Origin of the sequence: Pseudomonas sp. DG56-2, assembly GCF_004803755.1 — a bacterium.
GTDB lineage: Bacteria > Pseudomonadota > Gammaproteobacteria > Pseudomonadales > Pseudomonadaceae > Aquipseudomonas > Aquipseudomonas auratipiscis.
In genome coordinates this window covers 4,866,559-4,884,810 of the sequence record NZ_CP032311.1, presented here as the reverse complement: position 1 = coordinate 4,884,810, position 18,252 = coordinate 4,866,559, and the positions used below count along the sequence as shown (strand labels likewise).

Annotated in this window: 20 protein-coding genes; 15 read left to right on the top strand and 5 right to left on the bottom strand. The window is 58.4% G+C overall.

Annotation, left to right across the window (positions count from 1 at the left end; all coding sequences use genetic code 11):
- Both fahA and maiA read left to right on the top strand, forming a co-directional pair.
- Positions 1-1,293 (top strand): fumarylacetoacetase, encoded by a 1,293-nt coding sequence (gene fahA / locus D3Z90_RS22430; protein ID WP_136478087.1) that lies wholly within the window; start codon positions 1-3, stop codon positions 1,291-1,293.
- Positions 1,294-1,305: 12 nt separating this feature from the next.
- On the top strand, positions 1,306-1,935 hold the full coding sequence (maiA, locus tag D3Z90_RS22425; RefSeq protein ID WP_136478086.1) for a maleylacetoacetate isomerase: 630 nt from the start codon (positions 1,306-1,308) through the stop codon (positions 1,933-1,935).
- On the opposite strand, the gene D3Z90_RS22420 is transcribed toward maiA, so the two are convergent.
- A complete protein-coding gene (locus D3Z90_RS22420) occupies positions 1,932-2,738 on the bottom strand; it encodes a SirB1 family protein (protein ID WP_136478085.1) in 807 nt (268 codons plus the stop codon). The two genes, maiA and D3Z90_RS22420, sit on opposite strands and share 4 nt — an antisense overlap.
- A gap of 125 nt (positions 2,739-2,863) precedes the next feature.
- Here D3Z90_RS22420 and D3Z90_RS22415 point away from each other — a divergent pair, with 125 nt between their 5' ends.
- Positions 2,864-3,883, top strand: coding sequence for a Glu/Leu/Phe/Val dehydrogenase dimerization domain-containing protein (locus tag D3Z90_RS22415; RefSeq protein ID WP_136478084.1), 1,020 nt, complete (start codon positions 2,864-2,866; stop codon positions 3,881-3,883).
- Between the two features lie 7 nt (positions 3,884-3,890).
- Here D3Z90_RS22415 and D3Z90_RS22410 read toward each other — a convergent pair whose 3' ends face one another.
- The gene (locus D3Z90_RS22410) at positions 3,891-4,154 is read right to left on the bottom strand and encodes a YebG family protein (RefSeq protein WP_136478083.1); all 264 of its coding nucleotides are present in this window, start codon (positions 4,152-4,154) and stop codon (positions 3,891-3,893) included.
- A 238-nt stretch (positions 4,155-4,392) separates the two neighbouring features.
- Here D3Z90_RS22410 and D3Z90_RS22405 point away from each other — a divergent pair, with 238 nt between their 5' ends.
- The 10 genes from D3Z90_RS22405 to D3Z90_RS22360 all read left to right on the top strand — a co-directional run bounded on the left by D3Z90_RS22405 (position 4,393) and on the right by D3Z90_RS22360 (position 14,121).
- Positions 4,393-4,899 (top strand): disulfide bond formation protein B, encoded by a 507-nt coding sequence (locus D3Z90_RS22405; RefSeq protein ID WP_136478082.1) that lies wholly within the window; start codon positions 4,393-4,395, stop codon positions 4,897-4,899.
- A gap of 563 nt (positions 4,900-5,462) precedes the next feature.
- On the top strand, positions 5,463-6,407 hold the full coding sequence (gene cyoA / locus D3Z90_RS22400) for a ubiquinol oxidase subunit II (protein ID WP_136478081.1): 945 nt from the start codon (positions 5,463-5,465) through the stop codon (positions 6,405-6,407).
- A 3-nt stretch (positions 6,408-6,410) separates the two neighbouring features.
- Positions 6,411-8,429 (top strand): cytochrome o ubiquinol oxidase subunit I, encoded by a 2,019-nt coding sequence (gene cyoB, locus D3Z90_RS22395; protein WP_136478080.1) that lies wholly within the window; start codon positions 6,411-6,413, stop codon positions 8,427-8,429.
- A gap of 3 nt (positions 8,430-8,432) precedes the next feature.
- On the top strand, positions 8,433-9,062 hold the full coding sequence (locus D3Z90_RS22390; RefSeq protein ID WP_136478079.1) for a cytochrome o ubiquinol oxidase subunit III: 630 nt from the start codon (positions 8,433-8,435) through the stop codon (positions 9,060-9,062).
- Positions 9,063-9,395 carry a cytochrome o ubiquinol oxidase subunit IV gene (cyoD, locus tag D3Z90_RS22385; RefSeq protein ID WP_045188206.1) on the top strand — a complete coding sequence of 111 codons (333 nt, stop codon included), beginning with the start codon at positions 9,063-9,065 and terminating at the stop codon, positions 9,393-9,395.
- Positions 9,396-9,406: 11 nt separating this feature from the next.
- On the top strand, positions 9,407-10,294 hold the full coding sequence (cyoE, locus tag D3Z90_RS22380; RefSeq protein ID WP_136478078.1) for a heme o synthase: 888 nt from the start codon (positions 9,407-9,409) through the stop codon (positions 10,292-10,294).
- A 154-nt stretch (positions 10,295-10,448) separates the two neighbouring features.
- Positions 10,449-11,582, top strand: coding sequence for a hypothetical protein (locus D3Z90_RS22375; protein WP_136478077.1), 1,134 nt, complete (start codon positions 10,449-10,451; stop codon positions 11,580-11,582).
- Between the two features lie 143 nt (positions 11,583-11,725).
- Entirely contained in the window at positions 11,726-12,943 is a 1,218-nt protein-coding gene (alaC, locus tag D3Z90_RS22370) for an alanine transaminase (RefSeq protein ID WP_136479028.1), read from the top strand.
- Positions 12,944-13,093: 150 nt separating this feature from the next.
- Positions 13,094-13,468 (top strand): YkgJ family cysteine cluster protein, encoded by a 375-nt coding sequence (locus tag D3Z90_RS22365; protein WP_136478076.1) that lies wholly within the window; start codon positions 13,094-13,096, stop codon positions 13,466-13,468.
- Positions 13,469-13,563: 95 nt separating this feature from the next.
- Positions 13,564-14,121 (top strand): hypothetical protein, encoded by a 558-nt coding sequence (locus tag D3Z90_RS22360; RefSeq protein WP_371922222.1) that lies wholly within the window; start codon positions 13,564-13,566, stop codon positions 14,119-14,121.
- Here D3Z90_RS22360 and D3Z90_RS22355 read toward each other — a convergent pair.
- Positions 14,114-14,596, bottom strand: a complete 483-nt coding sequence (locus tag D3Z90_RS22355) for a DMT family transporter (protein WP_136478075.1) — start codon at positions 14,594-14,596, stop codon at positions 14,114-14,116. The two genes, D3Z90_RS22360 and D3Z90_RS22355, sit on opposite strands and share 8 nt — an antisense overlap.
- 89 nt (positions 14,597-14,685) lie before the next feature.
- Between D3Z90_RS22355 and D3Z90_RS22350 the strand changes: the two genes are divergently transcribed.
- Both D3Z90_RS22350 and D3Z90_RS22345 read left to right on the top strand, forming a co-directional pair.
- The gene (locus D3Z90_RS22350; protein ID WP_136478074.1) at positions 14,686-15,597 is read left to right on the top strand and encodes a LysR family transcriptional regulator; all 912 of its coding nucleotides are present in this window, start codon (positions 14,686-14,688) and stop codon (positions 15,595-15,597) included.
- A gap of 113 nt (positions 15,598-15,710) precedes the next feature.
- Positions 15,711-16,091 carry a lysozyme inhibitor LprI family protein gene (locus tag D3Z90_RS22345; protein ID WP_136478073.1) on the top strand — a complete coding sequence of 127 codons (381 nt, stop codon included), beginning with the start codon at positions 15,711-15,713 and terminating at the stop codon, positions 16,089-16,091.
- Positions 16,092-16,099: 8 nt separating this feature from the next.
- Here the strand turns inward: D3Z90_RS22345 and mnmH are convergent, their stop codons facing one another.
- Positions 16,100-17,203: a tRNA 2-selenouridine(34) synthase MnmH gene (gene mnmH, locus D3Z90_RS22340; RefSeq protein ID WP_136478072.1), complete on the bottom strand. Its 1,104-nt coding sequence runs from the start codon at positions 17,201-17,203 to the stop codon at positions 16,100-16,102.
- Complete coding sequence (selD, locus tag D3Z90_RS22335) at positions 17,203-18,237, bottom strand: selenide, water dikinase SelD (RefSeq protein ID WP_136478071.1); 1,035 nt, start codon at positions 18,235-18,237, stop codon at positions 17,203-17,205. Before selD ends, mnmH begins: the two co-directional genes overlap by 1 nt.
- Between the last annotated feature and the right edge of the window lie 15 nt (positions 18,238-18,252).

The following is an 18,252-nucleotide window of genomic DNA, read 5'->3' as shown; positions in this document are numbered from 1 at the left end:
ATGAATCAGTCCGCAATTGCCCGCAGTTGGGTCGAACACGCCAACGGGCATCGCGATTTTCCACTGCAGAACCTGCCGCTGGGGATCTTTACCCACAAGGATCAGGCCAAGCGCTGCGGCGTGGCCATTGGTGACGCGATTCTCGACCTTGAAGGTGCCTTGAGCGCTGGGCTGTTCGACGGTGAGGCACGTGCCGCTGTCGAGGCCACTCGTGGCGGCGTGCTGAATGCGTTCTTCGCCCTGGGCCGAGGCGCCCGTGTGGCTTTGCGTGAACGCCTGTTGCAACTGCTCGGTGAACACAGTGAGCATCAGGCTGCGCTAACGCCGCTGTTGCTCGTCAGTGCCGAGTGTCAGTTGCATCTGCCTGCGCAGATCGGCGATTACACCGATTTCTATGTTGGCATCGAGCATGCCAAGAACGTCGGCAAGCTGTTCCGTCCCGACAACCCATTGCTGCCCAACTATAAGTACGTGCCGATCGGTTACCACGGTCGCGCGTCGACCATTCGCCCGTCCGGCACAGATGTGCGTCGACCAAAAGGCCAGACCCTGCCCGCCGGCCAGAACGAGCCGAGCTTCGGCCCGTGCGCGCGCCTGGACTACGAACTGGAACTGGGCATCTGGATCGGCCAGGGCAATGATATGGGCGATTCGATCCCAGTCGCCGAAGCCGCTGAACACATCGCGGGCTTCTGTCTGCTCAACGACTGGTCGGCACGCGACATCCAGGCCTGGGAATATCAGCCGCTGGGTCCGTTCCTGTCCAAGAGCTTTATCTCGACCATCTCTCCATGGGTGGTGACCGCCGAAGCCCTTGAGCCATTCCGTTGCGCCCAGCCGGCGCGTCCAGAGGGCGACCCGCAGCCGCTTTCGTACCTGCTCGACAAGCGCGACCAGGCTAACGGCGCCTTCGATATCGAACTGGAAGTGCTGCTGCTCACCGAGCGTATGCGCGAGCAAAATCTGCCCGCCCATCGCCTGACGTTGAGCAATACTTTAAGCATGTACTGGACCGTGGCTCAGATGGTCGCCCATCACAGCGTCAACGGTTGCCAGCTGCAGTCGGGCGATCTGTTCGGTTCGGGCACTTTGTCCGGCGCCCAGCCTGGCCAGTTCGGCAGCCTGCTGGAGATCACCCAGGGTGGCAAGGAGCCGGTGCAACTGGCGTCGGGTGAAGTGCGCAAGTTCCTCGAAGATGGCGACGAAGTCATTCTGCGTGCTCGCTGCGTCCGGGACGGCGTGGCATCGATCGGCTTTGGCGAGTGCCGAGGCAAGATTCTGCCGGCACATTGAGAGGGCAACATCATGGATCTGCTCAATTACTACCGTTCGACCTCATCCTACCGGGTGAGGATTGCGCTGGCGCTCAAGCAACTCGAGTACCAGTACGTTCCGGTCAACCTGCTCAAGGGTGAGCAGCGCGAAGAGCATTTCCTCGCCCTCAATCCTCAGGGCCGAGTGCCGGCCTTGAAGATTGACTCCGGTGAACTGCTGGTGCAGTCACCCGCAATCATCGAGTATCTGGAAGAGGTTTATCCTAGCCCGGCGCTACTCCCTCAAGACCCGGTGCAACGCGCCCAGGTGCGGGGCGTGGCGGCATTGATTGGTTGCGATATTCATCCGTTACACAACGTCAGTGTGCTCAATCAGCTGCGAGGGTTGGGGCAGAACGATGCGCAAGTCAGCCAGTGGATTGCCCACTGGGTAAGCCAGGGGCTGGCAGCCGTCGAACAACTGATTGGGGACGAGGGCTTTTGCTTCGGAGAAGAGCCGGGGCTGGCCGATGTCTACTTGATTCCACAGCTGTATGCGGCTGAACGTTTCAACATCGATCTTGGCGGCTTCTCGCGTATTCGTCGGGTCGCCGGGTTGGCCGAACAGCATGCCGCCTTTGTCCAGGCTCATCCGTCCAAACAACCGGATATGCCGGGTTAGTGCACGGATGGCGATGTATGGGGCAGATGGCTCAAGCGTTCAGTCAGGCGCAAACGTTGGATTGGATCGTCACTGAGTAGCAATGCATGCTCCAGGTCGAAGCGTTCGGCCTGGGGGCATTCAAGGTGTTGGTACAAGGTGGCGCGGGCCATGTAGTCGCTGGCCAGGGCAGGGCCCAGTAGCAAGACTCTTTCGGCGTCCTTGAGTGCTGCCAGGTCATCGTCATGAGAGGTGTGCAATTGGCGCAGGTTGCGTGACAGGCGTTGAAGTATCTGCTTGGGACTTGCAGTCAGCAGGTGCTCGGCATTTAGCTGCAATTGCGGACCAAACTGACGACCGAGTAATTCACGGCAATCGGCCGGGTAAAGCCTGCGTCCACCGCACGGGTCGAGCAGATGGTCGGCGCCGGGCACGCGCAGAAGAAAATGCCCGGGAAAGTTCACCCCCTCCAACGGAATCGACAAGCCACGGGCAAGCTCCAGGGTCAGCAATGCCAAGGCCAGCGGTTGGCCGCGACGTCGCTCCAGGACTTTGTCGAGCAAGGCCACCTGGGGGCGCAAGGGGTGGTATTCGTCTTGCTGGAATCCCAAGGCGCTGAGCCTGCGCAACAACGGCTGGGCCAACTCGCAAAGCGGCAGCATCGGCAGGCCTGCGCTGACCTCCTGCTGAAGCGCCTTGACCTGTGCCATGACATCCGCTGTACGCAGGTTGTCGTCGTGCTCGGCTGCCACCCACACCGCCGCCTCCAGCAAATCGACCGGTTCGCGTTCCAGGCAGGCAAGACAAGCTTGGCGTGGGGTCATGACAATCTCCGCTCAAGCTTATTTTGTAGCGCTGACTCAGCCTTTCGTCCAGTGGTCCGGGTGAAGCCATCAATCGGTGTGGCGCAGCCTATACTGGGATCAGCACCTCACTGAGGAGCCCGCTGATGTTCGCGATCATGCAAAGCACCCGCACGCAATCGCTGCACATGTGCATTGACCCCTGTACCGGGCTCAAGGCGGTGGTCGCTATCCACAGCGAGCATCTTGGGCCGGCTATGGGCGGTTGTCGCTACCTGGCCTATCCCGATGACGACAGCGCGATGATCGATGCCATGCGTCTTGCCCAAGGCATGAGCTACAAGGCAGCGTTGGCGGGCCTGCCTTTGGGGGGTGGCAAGGCGGTGATCATTCGTAATCCACATGTGGAAAACCGTGCTGCGTTGTTTGAAGCGTTTGGTCGCTTCGTCGAAACCCTGCAAGGCCGGTTCATTACCGCCGTAGACAGCGGTACTTCTACCCTGGATATGGACTGCATCGCCCAGACTACCCAACACGTCACCAGTACCACTTCTGCCGGCGACCCGTCGCCTCATGCTGCCATGGGGGTATTTGCCGGCATTCGTGCCACCTCTATGGCCCGACTTGGTAGTGACAATCTGGAGGGGTTGCGGGTGGCAGTACAAGGCCTGGGGAACGTTGGCTATGCACTTGCCGAGCAACTGCATGCCGCGGGTGCCGAGCTGCTGGTCAGCGACCTGGACCAGGGAAAAGTGCAATTGGCGATCGAGCAGTTCAATGCACGCCCGGTGGCCAATGAAATGTTGATCAGCACCCCCTGCGATATCTTCGCCCCTTGTGGGGTAGGGCCGGTACTCAACGGACAGACTGTGATGCAATTGCGCTGTGCAGCCGTGGCGGGAGCGGCGAACAACCAGCTCACCACACTGCAGGTGGCTGATCAGTTGGAGAGTCGCGGGATACTCTATGCGCCTGACTATGTAATCAATGCCGGCGGCTTGATCTACGTAGCACTCAAGCACAGGGGAGAGGAACTGCAGACGATCACTGCGCACCTGGCGCGCATCCCTTCGCGGCTCACCGAAGTATTTGCCCATGCGCAGGCCGAAAAGCGCTCACCTGCGCGAGTCGCGCAGATGCTTGCCGAACGGTTGATCTACAACTGACGGGTATTTATTCTGCTGCGCTGTCAGTCAGCAGCTCGGACAATGCGTCCGGTTGGCTCTTGAACGCCTTGGCAAACACATCGCGGTTTTTCGCCATATAAATGCCAGCATCCTCGACTTGTTGCTCGCTCAGCGACGGCACGGCTTTTTTCAGGACCTCGGCGAGCAGCTCGGCCAACTCGAGCATTTTGTCGTGACGGTCAGCTTCGGCTTTATCCATGAACAAGCGCTCCAGATCGCGGCTGCTGCGGTATACCACTTCGACGGCCATTCATCACCTCACATGCCTTTTGAATATCGAGGTACTCGATACTGTTTATTTGTACAGTGTTAATGATAGGGTAATCCACACGACTAAGATAGTGGCAAATCAGCATTCTGCTTTTGCAGAACCGGTCATGCCGGGTTGAAACCGTCAGCGCGGCACTTTTACCGTTCTTGAAGGTCTTGATGAGCGTGTAGAATTCCCGCCAAGGCAGAAGAGCCATTCAGTCAACTAAGGATATGCAATGAACGAGCACACATCGCGCCTGAACCGGGAACGGCGCTTTCTGGTACTGCTGGGGGTGATCTGCCTGGCCTTGATTGGCGGTGCCTTATATATGCAGATCGTTCTCGGCGAGGCGCCTTGCCCGCTGTGTATCCTGCAGCGCTACGCCTTGCTGTTGATAGCGGTGTTTGCATTCATCGGTGCGGCAATGCCAGGACGTCGCAGCCTCACCATCCTTGAAGGCCTGGTGGTACTGAGCGCCATCGGCGGCATGGCCGCTGCTGGCAACCATGTGTATATCCTCGCCAACCCTGCGATCAGTTGCGGCATCGATACCCTGCAGCCGATCGTCGATGGCCTGCCCCTGGCGTCGGTATTGCCACTGGTGTTCCAGGTCGATGGATTCTGCTCTACGCCTTACCCACCGGTGTTGGGTTTGTCGTTGGCGCAATGGGCATTGCTTGCCTTTACGCTTACGGCTGTTCTGGTGCCCGTCGGTATCTACCGCAATCGCCGCAAGCCTTAGACAAAAGTAATGTTTTGATACATCTGCGCCACCTTCGGAAACATCGCTGCGACGTTGCACTTCTCTTGATTCAGATCAAGCGCGAGACCTTGTATTTCAAGGGCTTCAGGGGTATTGAGAGGGGTGCGACAAACTGTCGCGAAACTGATTTTTTAGGCTTGATTATTGTCAATTCTGTAAAGGACTGTTGCTCAATTAGTCATAGTCATTGAATGACGACCTATCTACAATCGCCCCCAATTTCCGTTCGGCACCGCTTGCGAGTCGCAGGATTAAAGGAGCTCAGGCTCTTTTTTGCAGACTCTGACGAGCATCGCCCGCGGCGATGCCGGGCTGACCCCCCTCCGTGATTTCCCGCACCAAATGGAATTGGTCTGAACACAGGCCTGTTGCCTACGAAGTCAAAACAATAAACACCGCAGTACCCGGTTTATGCCGAGCCGCCGCAGCTGGCCTCAAGGCATGACCGTACCCGCTCCCATAAATGCTAACGCTTGGCAGGACGAAGTGTTGGCGACCAAAACACAAATTGCATTGAAGCAAGCTGCTCTAGAGGTCGTGAGATGAGTAAAAAGCGTTACCCCAGACTGTTTGGCATTCTGCCCTTTTTAGGCATGCTTTTACTCAGTGGGTGCAACTGGACCCTGCTCGACCCGAAAGGTCAGGTCGGCATTGAGCAAAAGAACCTTATCCTGATCGCTACCGGCTTGATGTTGCTGGTGGTGATTCCTGTCATTTTCATGACCCTCGCTTTCGCCTGGAAGTACCGCGCCTCCAACAAGGCCGCTACTTACACGCCTGACTGGTCGCACTCGACCAAGATCGAAGTGGCGGTGTGGACTATCCCGGTTCTGATCATCATTGCCTTGGGCTATGTGACCTACAAGACCACCCATGAGCTGGACCCGTATCGTCCGCTGGTTTCCGATGTGAAGCCGGTGCAGATCGACGTGGTTGCCCTGGACTGGAAATGGCTGTTCATCTACCCGGAACAAGGCATTGCCACGGTCAACAAGATCGTCTTCCCGGCTAACACCCCGATCAACTTCCGCGTGACCTCGGACTCTGTGATGAACTCGTTCTTCATCCCGGGCCTGGGCGGCCAGATCTATGCAATGGCCGGCATGACCACCAAGCTGCACCTGATCGCCAACGAAAATGGCGAGTTCGACGGTATCTCGGCGAACTACAGCGGCGCGGGCTTCACCGGTATGAAGTTCAAGGCAACCGCCACCTCCCAGGCTGATTTCGAAGCATGGGTGAACGAAGTCAAGCAATCGCCAAAACAGCTGGATGCGGCTGAATACGCTGCATTGGCCAAAACTAGCGAAAACAATCCAGTCGCGCTGTACAGCGTGGCCTCGCCTGAGCAGTTCCAGTCCATCGTCGACAAGTACGAAGGCATGAACCGCGGCCGGCCAGTCCACGAGAAAGAGCAGAGCAAAGAAGCGGCCGGTACCGAAGGGATGGACGTGAGTATGCATTCAGCTGCTGGGGCAGAGGAGTAAGAGATGTTCGGTAAACTAAGTCTGGATGCGATTCCGTATCACGAGCCGATAGTCATGGTGACACTTGCCATGATTGCGCTCGGCGGTCTCGCGCTCGTTGGTGCAATCACCTATTTCAAAAAATGGACCTACCTGTGGTCCGAGTGGCTGACTTCGGTCGACCACAAGAAAATCGGGGTGATGTACATCATCGTCGCGATGATCATGCTGCTGCGCGGTTTTGCCGATGCCATCATGATGCGTACGCAGTTGGCCATGGCCACCGGCGGTTCCGAAGGCTACCTGCCTCCCGAACACTATGACCAGATCTTCACCGCTCACGGTGTGATCATGATCATCTTCATGGCAATGCCATTCTTCACCGGCCTGATGAACCTGGCCCTGCCTCTGCAGATCGGTGCGCGTGACGTTGCTTTCCCGTTCCTCAACTCCCTGAGCTTCTGGCTCCTGGTGTCCGGCGTCGTGCTGGTCAACGTGTCCTTGGGTGTTGGTGAATTCGCCAAGACTGGCTGGGTCGCTTATCCACCGCTGGCGGGTATCCAATACAGTCCGGGCGTGGGTGTCGACTACTACATTTGGGCGCTACAGCTATCGGGGCTAGGTACGACGCTAACGGGGGTCAACTTCCTGGCCACCGTGCTGAAAATGCGTGCCCCTGGCATGAAGCTGATGGACATGCCGATCTTCACTTGGACCTGCACCTGGGCCAACGTACTGATCGTTGCTTCGTTCCCGATTCTGACCGCCGCTCTGGCACTGCTGACTGTTGACCGTTATCTGGACTTCCACATTTTCACCAACGAGCTTGGTGGGAACCCGATGATGTACGTCAACCTGTTCTGGGCTTGGGGTCACCCTGAGGTCTACATCCTGATCCTGCCGGCCTTCGGTGTGTTCTCGGAAGTGACCTCGACCTTCGCAGGTAAGCGTCTGTTCGGCCACAAGTCGATGATCTACGCTTCGGGCGCGATCGCGGTACTGGGCTTTGCGGTATGGCTGCACCATTTCTTCACCATGGGTTCGGGCGCAAGCGTCAACACCTTCTTCGGGTTGGCAACCATGCTGATCTCGATTCCGACCGGGGTGAAGTTGTTCAACTGGCTGTTCACGATCTACCAAGGCCGTCTGCGCTTCACCGCGCCGGTCCTGTGGACCCTGGGCTTCATGGTTACCTTCTCCATTGGTGGTATGACCGGCGTACTGCTGGCTGTTCCAGGTGCTGACTTCGTTCTGCACAACAGCCTGTTCGTAATCGCTCACTTCCACAACGTGATCATCGGTGGTGCGGTATTCGGCTACATTGCCGGCTTCGCCTTCTGGTTCCCGAAAGCCTTCGGTTTCACCCTGAACGAGAAGTGGGGCAAAGCTGCCTTCTGGTTCTGGATCTCCGGTTTCTACGTGGCCTTCATGCCACTGTACGCACTGGGCTTCATGGGTATGACCCGTCGTCTGAACCACTCCGACAACCCACTGTGGGAACCCTACCTGTACGTAGCCGTATTCGGCGCCGTGCTGATCCTGTTCGGTATCGCTTGCCAGCTGATCCAGCTGTACGTTTCGATCCGCGACCGCAAGGACAACATGGACGTGACCGGCGACCCATGGGGCGGCCGTACCCTGGAATGGTCGACTTCGTCGCCACCTCCGTTCTACAACTTCGCCACCATGCCTGAAAACGTCGAGCTCGATGCCTGGCACGAAACCAAGCAAGCCGGCGGCGCCTACAAGGTTCCGGCCAAGTACGAAGCGATCCACATGCCGAACAACACCTCTACCGGTGTGTTCATGGGTGCGTTGCTCACCGTATTCGGTTTCGCTTTCATCTGGCACATCTGGTGGCTGGTTGCAGCCAGCCTGGTTGGCACCATCGCTGTCTTCGTCGCCCACGCTGCGCGTGACGACCAGGGCTACATGGTTCCTGCCGAGGAAGTGGCGCGTATCGAAGGCGAGCGCATGAAGGCCCTGGGCCTGGCTACCGGTTCGCCGGACGGCGCACGTGTCAAATCGTTTGAGCGGGTTTAATCAATGTCCAGTCATGTAATCAATGCAGACACTCATGCCCATGGTCACGACCATGGCCATGACGATCACCACCACGACTCGGGCCAGATGACCGTCTTCGGTTTCTGGCTGTACCTGATGACCGACTGCATCTTGTTTGCGTCGCTCTTCGCTACCTACGCGGTGCTGTCCGGCAGTTTTGCCGGCGGCCCGTCCGGTCACGACATTTTCCAACTGGACTTTGTCGCGGTCGAAACCGCGTTGCTGTTGTTCTCGAGTATCACCTTCGGCTTCGCCATGTTGCAGATGTTCAAGGGCAACAAGAGCGGCGTGCTGGGCTGGCTGGCTGTCACCTTCCTGTTTGGTGCCGGCTTCATCGCGATGGAAATCTATGAATTCCATCACCTGATCGCTGAGGGCTTCGGCCCGCAGCGCAGCGGTTTCCTCTCGGCGTTCTTTGCGCTGGTGGGCACCCACGGTCTGCACGTGACTGCTGGTCTGATCTGGATGGCGGTGATGATGTACCAGATCAACAAGCACGGTATCACTGGCACTGCCAAGACCCGCATGAGCTGCCTGAGCCTGTTCTGGCACTTCCTGGACGTGGTCTGGATCTGTGTGTTCACCGTCGTGTATCTGCTGGGGGTTCTGTAAATGGCTAATGCACATAACAGCCACGCCGAGGGCAACCACGGTAGCGTCAAGTCCTATGTAATCGGCTTCATCCTCTCGGTGATCCTGACTGCAATTCCATTCGGCCTGGTGATGTTCCCAAGCATGCCGAAGGACATCACTATCATGGTCGTAGTGGCCCTGGCGGTCATTCAGGTGGTCGTGCACTTGGTGTACTTCCTGCACATGGACCGTTCTGCCGAGCAGCGTTCCAACGTGTCGACCTTCCTGTTCACCGCGATGGTCATTGCACTGCTGGTAGGCCTGTCGCTGTGGATCATGTTCAGCATCCACACCAGCATGATGGCGAAGTGAGGTAAGACGACATGTCCATTAAGCACTTTATCCAAATCACCAAACCGGGGATCATTTTCGGTAACGTGCTTTCTGTGGCGGGCGGTTTCTTCCTTGCCGCGCAAGGGCATGTCGACTTCCTGCTGTTCCTGGCCACAGTGATTGGTACTTCGTTGGTGGTGGCGTCCGGTTGCGTGTTCAACAACTGCATCGACCGTGACATCGACATCAAGATGGAGCGCACCAAGAACCGTGCGATGGTTCAAGGCCAGATCTCGCTGAAAGTCGCTTTGGCCTATGCCACCCTGCTCGGGGTGGCCGGCCTTGGCCTGCTGTACGTGCAGGCCAATGCGCTGGCAGCGTTGTTCGGCCTGATCGGCTTCATCATCTATGTAGGTTTCTACAGCCTGTATCTGAAGCGTAAATCGGTGCACGGCACCCTGGTTGGCAGCCTGTCCGGTGCCATGCCTCCGGTGATCGGCTACTGCGCCGTGAGCAATACCTTCGATCTGGCTGCACTGACGCTGCTGGTGATGTTCAGCCTTTGGCAGATGCCGCATTCCTATGCCATCGCGATCTTCCGCTTCAACGACTACCTGGCAGCCTCCATTCCGGTTCTGCCGGTCAAGCGCGGCATCCTGGTCGCCAAGAAGCACATCCTCTGGTACATCGTCGCGTTCCTCGCGGCAACCCTGATGCTTACCATCGGTGGTTATGCGGGCATGAGCTACATGGCGGTGGCTGCGGCCATGGGCATGTACTGGCTGTACATGGCCTGGACCGGCTACAAGGCGGTGGATGATCGCCTGTGGGCACGCAAGTTGTTTGTGTTCTCCATCTTCACCATCACAGCCTTGAGCGTGATGATGTCGCTGGACACCAAAGTGCCGACAGAGCTTTTGCTGACCTACGCACATTGAGTGTGTCGGGTTGAATGAGAACGCCCCGAACCGCAAGGTTCGGGGCGTTTTTGTTTGTGCCTCGGTCAATGCGCAGTAGGGCAGGGTTGCCCTCTGCTGCTGTGTGAACACCGTGATTAGAGTGCGCCACTACTTGTTCACGGAGGATAATTACATGAGTGTACTGACCGTCTACTTTTGTGGCACCGGCTCCCATCGCTTCGATGATGCCAACCCCAGCTTCTGGAATGGCGAGCTGGTTTCGACCCTGGCTGCCAACGATCAGGGCAAGGAGTACGCCCATTGGATTGCAGTCGACGGGCCTGGCAGTGGCAACCTGCAAGCCGATGAGCTGTTCGTAAAACCCGGTGGCTACTACAACTGGAATCAGACCTTGTTCGGTAAGGGCTGGGAAGAGAACGTTCAGCACGCAATGCAGATCATCAAGGGCCGCAGCAATTGGCAGCGCAAGGAGCTCAGTGAAGACGAGTATCAGCGCCTCAAGGCATCTGGCGTGCCTATTCCTGAGCCTACGGCGACAGCCTCCTGGTTCTGGCGTACGTACAACTACGGTCACCGCAAAATCACTCCACAGATGCTTCAGGAGCAGATCATCAAGCAATTTCGCAAGGACGGCATCATCCCTACCCAGGTCAACCTGGTCGGATGGAGCCGGGGCGGTATCAGCTGTCACATGCTCGCTAATGCGATGCTCGCAGACAGTGAACTGAGCAAGCTCCCGGTTAACATTTTCGCCATTGACCCGGTTCCAGGTGTTGGCAATTTCGACAGCCATCGTGTGCAACTCGGTGCCAATGTGAAGGAGTACGTTGGCTTCTTCTCACGCGATGAGCGATCCAAGGGTTTTTCCTGCGTTGTTCCGAAAACCCACGGCACTACCCGCTGCCATATCTACCCTATGTCAGGCCGACACGCGACGTTGGTGGGCAACGCCTCGGCGGATGGTGCCGGTGGCGGCAAGGTGCTCGCCGAACCTGGCTTGATCGTTCGCCATTTTGCTGAGGTCTGCCTGACGCGCTGGGGGGTAAAGTTGAACAAGATGCTCAAACTCAGTGAAGGCGATTTGAACAACCACCATCAGGCACTGGCTCGCGATGAGGGCAAATATGAGTCGATGCGCAAGCACTCATACACGGTGATCACCGAGTCCGAGAAGAATGAGCGCCGCGTCAGTCTGGGGGGCCAAAGTGTGGCGTTCTCAAGTATCCAGGGCGGGGCCTTCCAACCGGACAGCGCCCTTGCGAGTCCTGTGACTTGGAGCGCCGCCACTTACAAGGACATCCGCTAGTTGCCTGCCGGCCTGGGCTGGCCGTCCTGGTGTTTACTTTGCTACTGGACAGGCGGCACGCCCAGGCTCTATTGTTTGCCCCGGCCACCGCAGTGGCCAACGTCGCTCGGACGGTTCCGGGCGCTTACGTCTTCGAGGAAACCATGGCTGACCAAGGTTCGCCGCGCCGCTTTGCGCGCATTGATCGTCTCCCCCCTTACGTTTTCAACATCACCGCCGAACTCAAGATGGCTGCGCGCCGTCGTGGCGAGGATATTATCGACCTGAGCATGGGCAACCCCGATGGGGCGACGCCGCCGCACATTGTCGAGAAACTGGTGCAAGTCGCCCAGCGTGATGACACCCACGGCTATTCGACCTCTCGCGGTATTCCCCGCCTGCGCCGGGCGATTTCGCGTTGGTACAAAGAACGCTACGAGGTCGAGATCGACCCGGAAAGCGAAGCCATCGTCACCATTGGTTCCAAGGAAGGCCTGGCGCACCTGATGCTTGCCACCCTGGACCATGGCGATACCGTGCTGGTCCCCAACCCAAGCTACCCGATTCATATCTACGGTGCGGTAATTGCCGGTGCCCAGGTGCGTTCGGTACCGCTGGTGCCGGGTGTGGACTTCTTCAACGAGCTGGAACGGGCGATTCGCGAGTCGATCCCCAAGCCGAAGATGATGATTCTCGGCTTTCCTTCCAACCCTACTGCACAGTGTGTAGAACTGGACTTCTTCGAGCGCGTAGTGGCCTTGGCCAAGCAGTACGACGTGCTGGTCATTCACGACCTGGCTTACGCCGACATCGTCTACGACGGCTGGAAAGCGCCATCGATCATGCAGGTTCCCGGCGCCAAGGACATTGCCGTCGAATTCTTCACGCTATCCAAGAGCTACAACATGGCAGGCTGGCGAATCGGTTTTATGGTCGGTAACCCGGAGCTGGTCAACGCTTTGGCGCGAATCAAGAGCTACCACGACTACGGCACCTTCACCCCCCTGCAAGTTGCCGCGATCGCTGCCCTGGAAGGCGACCAGCAGTGCGTACGGGATATTGCCGAGCAGTATCGCCAGCGTCGCAATGTGCTGGTCAAGGGGTTGCACGAGCTGGGCTGGATGGTCGAGAACCCCAAGGCTTCGATGTACGTCTGGGCAAAAATCCCAGAGGAATACGCTCATCTGGGTTCTTTGGAGTTTTCCAAAAAGCTGCTGGCTGAGGCCAAGGTTTGCGTATCCCCAGGTATTGGCTTTGGCGACTATGGCGATGACCACGTACGCTTTGCCCTGATCGAAAATCAGGACCGGATCCGTCAGGCAGTCAGGGGTATTCGTCAGATGTTCCGCGCTGATGGGGTAGGGGGCAAGTCTCAGAAGTAAGCGCAGCAGTCGCACTGCGAGACCACGAAAAAACCGTCCGTCAGCGACGGTTTTTTTCTGCTCGCACCCCCTTCTCAAAATCGTTGCGAAGCATAGAATGGCGGCGGGTTTTCTCCCAATAACGATAACTTGCCCCCCCGTCTTCTCATCATGTCCGAACATAATCCTTGTTTGAACTGCGGCGCCTGCTGCGGGTATTTCCGTGTGTCATTTTTCTGGGGCGAGTGCGAGTCGTCGGGAGGTTTGGTGCCCGACGACCTGGTGGTTCAGATCAATCCTACCCGCGTAGCGATGATCGGCACCGATAGCAAGCCTTGCCGCTGTATTGGCCTGGAGGGCGAGATTGGTAAAGGTGTCAGCTGCAGCCTTTATGAAAAACGCTCCACCCCTTGCCGGGAGTTCGAAGCGGCGTGGGTCAATGGTCAGCCCAATCCGAGTTGTGATGCTGCGCGGGCAGCCTATGGTTTGACCCCGCTTGAAGCCAACGAGCCGATCTGGCCGGATGATGGCGCTGAGGTAGCCTGATCGTCGTGGGCAGCGCCCGGCAACCTTGAGGTAGACTGTGCGGCTCTCGGAAAGGACAGGCGTTCTGACCGTGCCGCATCCTCGGGTACTGCGCAATGATTGCTAGCCGTTACATTTCGATTACCCTGGCGCTGTTCTTGGTGAGCTTGTGCTTCAACGCCATGTACCTCACCGGTGGCGGGCGCCTGCACGCCTTGCAGGCGCTGTTGTATGGCCCTTGGGGCATGGTATTTGGCATGTTCGGCTGGTTTGCCAATCCCTTGCTTGGGCTGGCAATTCTTCTGCATCGTCGCTGGCGCTGGGTATCGTTGGTGTTGGGATTGGGCGCGTTGTGCCTGGCGTTGACCAGCTTCGGGGTTGATCGGATGCCGGATAATCGTAGCTACAACTTTGTCTACCTGACCCACTTCGCGCCGGGTTTTTACATCTGGTTGCTGTCGATTCTGGGCTTTTGCCTGGCGCAAGCCTGGTGGTGTGTTCAGGCGCGTCGAGGTGCCACACTCCCTGGCTGGCATTGGCTGGACGGCGGCTTGCTGGTAGTGCTGGGCCTTACGATCAGTTTTGCCATTGAAGAACCGGGCCTGAGATTTGAGATCGATCGCGCCCTGGAGCCGCAACCTACAATCCAGCCGATTACCCCCGACACTATCTAGCCGACGTCGAAGTGCCCCATTGCACCACCAGCATGCCGAGCACAATCAGACCGACGCCGGCCAGGCGCAGTCCATTCACCGGCCGCTGCGCCAGGCCCATCAAACCCCATTGATCGATCAGCAGGGATGACAGTACTTGACCCGCAATCACGCAAACGATAAACCCGGCTGCGCCCAGGCGTGGGGTGAGCATCAGCGCTGCGGTGATGTAAGCCACACCTCCTACTCCGCCCAGCCAGGCCCACCAAGGGGCCTGAGCCAGGGCGCCGACCTGGGGTAGCGGCGCGCGCAGCATCAGCAGGGCCGGTATCACCATGAGCACGCTCACCCCCAGCGATACCAGCGTGGCCCACAACGGATGACCGAGCAGACGGCCCAAGGCGGCATTGCTGCCAGCCTGAAAAGGAACTGCTGCGCCGGCTAGCAGGGCGATGGCAAGCGGCAGCAGGGCCGCCGGGGTGAAAGATACGCTCATGGCAAGACTCCTTGAAAATGTCTTGGTAAAGTCTTCGCTATCCATGTTGCTAATGGAAATTCGAATGCTGCACAGGAGTTATTCGCCCGATGGATGATCTGCGCCGTATCGACCTTAACTTGCTGCTGACCTTGCACGCCTTGCTGGCGGAAAAGCATGTCTCGCGCGCGGCGTTGCGTTTGCACCGCAGTCAGCCTGCGGTGAGTCATGCCTTGGCGCAGTTGCGCGAGCTGTTTGCCGATCCCCTGTTGGTGCGCCGTGGTGGGCGCTTGCAGGCCACCGCCCGGGCGCAGGCCTTGGTCGAGCCATTGCAACAGGCCTTGGAGCAGCTGGATGGGTTGCTTGCCCATCCGGGATTTGACCCGCGCAAGGCACGTCGCAGCTTTCGCCTGGCCATGTCGGACTATGGAGCGCGGGTGGTATTGCCGGGGCTGATGCGGGTGCTGCGTGATGAAGCACCGGAGGTAGACCTGGTGGTGATCCAGGGCAGTCGAGAAGCGATGCTCGGGCATCTGTTCGATGGAGAGGCCGACTTGGCATTGGGTGTTTTTGCGCAGCAACCGGCAGAGCTACAGGTTGAAACCCTGTTTGAGGAACGTTTTACCTGTATCGCTGATCGTCGTCATTTGCCTGTCCGTGGTGGTCTGGAGTTAGCCGAGTGGCTGTCGCGCCCGCACGTACTGGTTGCGGTGCGACCTGGTGTCGACAACGAGATCGATCTGGCGCTCTCAGCGATTGACGCCCGTCGCCGGGTGGCACTGGCATTGCCGCACTGGGCAGCGGCGCAGGAAGTGATTGCCGGTACCGACCTGGTCCTCACCATTGCCCAACGTAGCCTCGACAACAGCAAACTCGACCCGCGCCTGCGGCGCTTCGATCCGCCGCTGCCGATCAAGGCCTTTGCTTTCCAGCAAGCTTGGCATCAACGTCGCGAAAGTGAGCCTGGGCACCGCTGGTTGCGCGAGCGAGTAGCGCAGGTGTCAGCCTCACCACCCCGGTAAGCGCGGGCTTGCGCTGCGATTGGCTGCGCAGCAGCTGCGAAACCTGAGTGCTGCCTATTGTGACGCACCCCTTCACCCTGCATTCTGAGGGCCCCTTACAAGGAGTTCCGAAGATGAAATACCCGCTACTGGCTTTCACGCTGCTGGCCGTTGTTGCCCCATTCGCCATGGCTCAAAACGATTCGCCTGCCTACAGCCAATGCATGGAAACGGCCCAATCAACGTTGGACATGAACAACTGTAACGGCGCCGAAATCGAACGCCAGGACGCGCGCCTCAACAGTGCCTACAAAAAAGCCAAGGCTGCGCTGGAGCCTGCCCAGCAAACTCAGTTGCTCGATGCCCAGCGCTTGTGGATCAAATACCGTGACGCCAATTGCAAGGTGTACTTCAACCTCACTGGCGGCACCATCGATCAGCTCAATGGTGCTGGCTGTGTCCTGGATATGACCAAGGCTCGTGCAGATGAGTTGGCAACACTGAGTCAGCCTTGATTGCTTGATCAGCGTCGGGCTACGCGGGCTCGCAGGTATTCGCGGACTTCGACATGATTGCCGGAAAACTCGATGCGCTCGACCTTGCTGTTGCGATGGAAGGCGTACATCGGGTCGTAGTACTCGCTGAGCAAACCACTGATCCAGGCACGGTGCAGGTCGACTGCACCGCTGCGCTGTTGTTCTTCCAGGGCTTGCAGCAACAACGTTGAAAGCCGCTGGTAGCGTTCGCCACCCAAGCGCTTGAGGATATTGCCCATGCTCTGGTTGAGGCGCGCGGCGAACAGCGTGAAGCCTTGCTCAGGGCCATGCAGCGCCACGAACTCGGCGCACAGGTTGGTCACATAGTCGCCAAGAATGCGCTCGACGCGATTGTCGAAACTGTCTTCCAGCCATACCAGCGGGTACTGCTGCATGCCTTGGTACAGTTCCAGGGGCAGCGAGCAACTGCCAACGATTCGACCTTCATCCTCGAGCACGAACTGTTCGAGACCGCGTGCGCGTTTCTTCAGGATGTCGATGGCCAAGCTGTTTTCGAAATCGATTTGCACCGGTTGCCCGGTGGCGCGCTTCCCGAAGCTGGAGCCACGATGGTTGGCATGGCCTTCAAGATCCAGGGCGTTGTTCAGGTCTTGCAGCACCTCGGTCTTGCCGGTGCCCGTCAGGCCGCCAATCAATACGAAATCACACTCGGCCACCGCACTCTGGGTAGTGTCGAGGAGAAAGTTACGCAGCGCCTTGTAGCCACCAACCACCTTGGGATACTCAATGCCTGCCTCGCTTAGCAGCCATTGCTGGACGATCTGCGAACGCAGGCCGCCGCGAAAGCAGTAGAGGTAGCCCTCAGGGTTGGCTTGGGCAAAGGCGACCCAGGCAGCAACACGCTCGTCCTTGGTCTGCCCGCTGACCAATTGATGGCCGAGGGCGATGGCGGCCTGTTGGCCTTGCTGCTTGTAGCAGGTGCCAACCTTTTGCCGCTCAAGGTCGTTCATCAGTGGCAGGTTGATCGCGTTGGGAAAGGCGCCCTTGGCAAATTCGACCGGGGCGCGCATGTCCATCATGGGTACATCGTGCAAAAACAGCTGGCGGTAGTCGGTGGTGTTGTCACGCATTACAGCACCTCAACCGCATGGCTCTGTCGCTCGACCAGTTCGCCGATTGGTGCCAGGTTCAAGCCCAGTTCAGCGGCCAGGGCGAGAAACTCTGCTTCACCTTCAGGTGTTACCGCTACCAACAGGCCACCGCTGGTTTGCGGGTCGCACAGCAGGTGTTTCTGCTCGTCGTTCAACGGCGCGATTTTTTCGCCATAGCTTTCGAAATTACGCAAGGTGCCGCCGGGTACACAGCCCTCAGCCAGATAATGCTCGACGCTCGGTAGGCGCGGAACGGCGTTGTAATTCAGGCGTGCGCTCAAGCCGCTGCCGTCTGCCAGTTCAACCAGATGGCCGAGCAGGCCGAAACCGGTAACGTCGGTCATGGCCTTGACGCCTGCAAGCTTGCCGAAGCGGCTGCCGGGGGTGTTCAGCGTGCACATCCAGTCGCGGGCCAGCCCTTTGTCCTGGTCGCGCAGCTTGGATTTTTTCTCGGCGGTGGTGAGGATGCCGATGCCCAGAGGCTTGGTCAGGTACAGGCGGCAACCTTGCACGGCGGTGTCGTTGCGTTTCATGTGGCGCTTTTGCACAACGCCGGTCACGGCCAGGCCGAAGATAGGTTCTGGCGCATCGATCGAGTGACCACCAGCCAGCGGGATACCGGCTTCGGCGCACACCGCGCGACCGCCGCGAATCACTTCGCGGGCTACTTCCGGGGCCAATACATTGATCGGCCAGCCGAGAATGGCAATGGCCATGAGCGGATCGCCGCCCATGGCGTAGATATCGCTGATGGCGTTGGTGGCGGCGATGCGACCGAAATCGTACGGGTCGTCGACGATAGGCATGAAGAAATCGGTGGTCGAAACTACGCCACGTTCATCGTCCAGCGCGTAAACTGCCGCGTCATCACGCGAGGCATTGCCAACCCAGAGCTTAGGGTCCAGCGCCTGTGTACCGCTTTCGGCAAGGATCACCTCCAGCATCTTCGGAGAGATCTTGCAGCCGCAACCGGCACCATGGCTGTACTGGGTCAGACGAATCGGCTCGCTCATACGCACCTCGAAAAA

Excerpts from the sequence above, each read along its gene's own strand:
- fahA (WP_136478087.1), top strand. The coding sequence starts at position 1 with ATGAATCAGTCCGCAATTGCCCGCAGTTGGGTCGAACACGCCAACGGG.
- maiA (WP_136478086.1), top strand. The coding sequence starts at position 1,306 with ATGGATCTGCTCAATTACTACCGTTCGACCTCATCCTACCGGGTGAGG.
- D3Z90_RS22420 (WP_136478085.1), bottom strand. The coding sequence starts at position 2,738 with ATGACCCCACGCCAAGCTTGTCTTGCCTGCCTGGAACGCGAACCGGTC.
- D3Z90_RS22415 (WP_136478084.1), top strand. The coding sequence starts at position 2,864 with ATGTTCGCGATCATGCAAAGCACCCGCACGCAATCGCTGCACATGTGC.
- D3Z90_RS22410 (WP_136478083.1), bottom strand. The coding sequence starts at position 4,154 with ATGGCCGTCGAAGTGGTATACCGCAGCAGCCGCGATCTGGAGCGCTTG.
- D3Z90_RS22405 (WP_136478082.1), top strand. The coding sequence starts at position 4,393 with ATGAACGAGCACACATCGCGCCTGAACCGGGAACGGCGCTTTCTGGTA.
- cyoA (WP_136478081.1), top strand. The coding sequence starts at position 5,463 with ATGAGTAAAAAGCGTTACCCCAGACTGTTTGGCATTCTGCCCTTTTTA.
- cyoB (WP_136478080.1), top strand. The coding sequence starts at position 6,411 with ATGTTCGGTAAACTAAGTCTGGATGCGATTCCGTATCACGAGCCGATA.
- D3Z90_RS22390 (WP_136478079.1), top strand. The coding sequence starts at position 8,433 with ATGTCCAGTCATGTAATCAATGCAGACACTCATGCCCATGGTCACGAC.
- cyoD (WP_045188206.1), top strand. The coding sequence starts at position 9,063 with ATGGCTAATGCACATAACAGCCACGCCGAGGGCAACCACGGTAGCGTC.
- cyoE (WP_136478078.1), top strand. The coding sequence starts at position 9,407 with ATGTCCATTAAGCACTTTATCCAAATCACCAAACCGGGGATCATTTTC.
- D3Z90_RS22375 (WP_136478077.1), top strand. The coding sequence starts at position 10,449 with ATGAGTGTACTGACCGTCTACTTTTGTGGCACCGGCTCCCATCGCTTC.
- alaC (WP_136479028.1), top strand. The coding sequence starts at position 11,726 with ATGGCTGACCAAGGTTCGCCGCGCCGCTTTGCGCGCATTGATCGTCTC.
- D3Z90_RS22365 (WP_136478076.1), top strand. The coding sequence starts at position 13,094 with ATGTCCGAACATAATCCTTGTTTGAACTGCGGCGCCTGCTGCGGGTAT.
- D3Z90_RS22360 (WP_371922222.1), top strand. The coding sequence starts at position 13,564 with ATGATTGCTAGCCGTTACATTTCGATTACCCTGGCGCTGTTCTTGGTG.
- D3Z90_RS22355 (WP_136478075.1), bottom strand. The coding sequence starts at position 14,596 with ATGAGCGTATCTTTCACCCCGGCGGCCCTGCTGCCGCTTGCCATCGCC.
- D3Z90_RS22350 (WP_136478074.1), top strand. The coding sequence starts at position 14,686 with ATGGATGATCTGCGCCGTATCGACCTTAACTTGCTGCTGACCTTGCAC.
- D3Z90_RS22345 (WP_136478073.1), top strand. The coding sequence starts at position 15,711 with ATGAAATACCCGCTACTGGCTTTCACGCTGCTGGCCGTTGTTGCCCCA.
- mnmH (WP_136478072.1), bottom strand. The coding sequence starts at position 17,203 with ATGCGTGACAACACCACCGACTACCGCCAGCTGTTTTTGCACGATGTA.
- selD (WP_136478071.1), bottom strand. The coding sequence starts at position 18,237 with ATGAGCGAGCCGATTCGTCTGACCCAGTACAGCCATGGTGCCGGTTGC.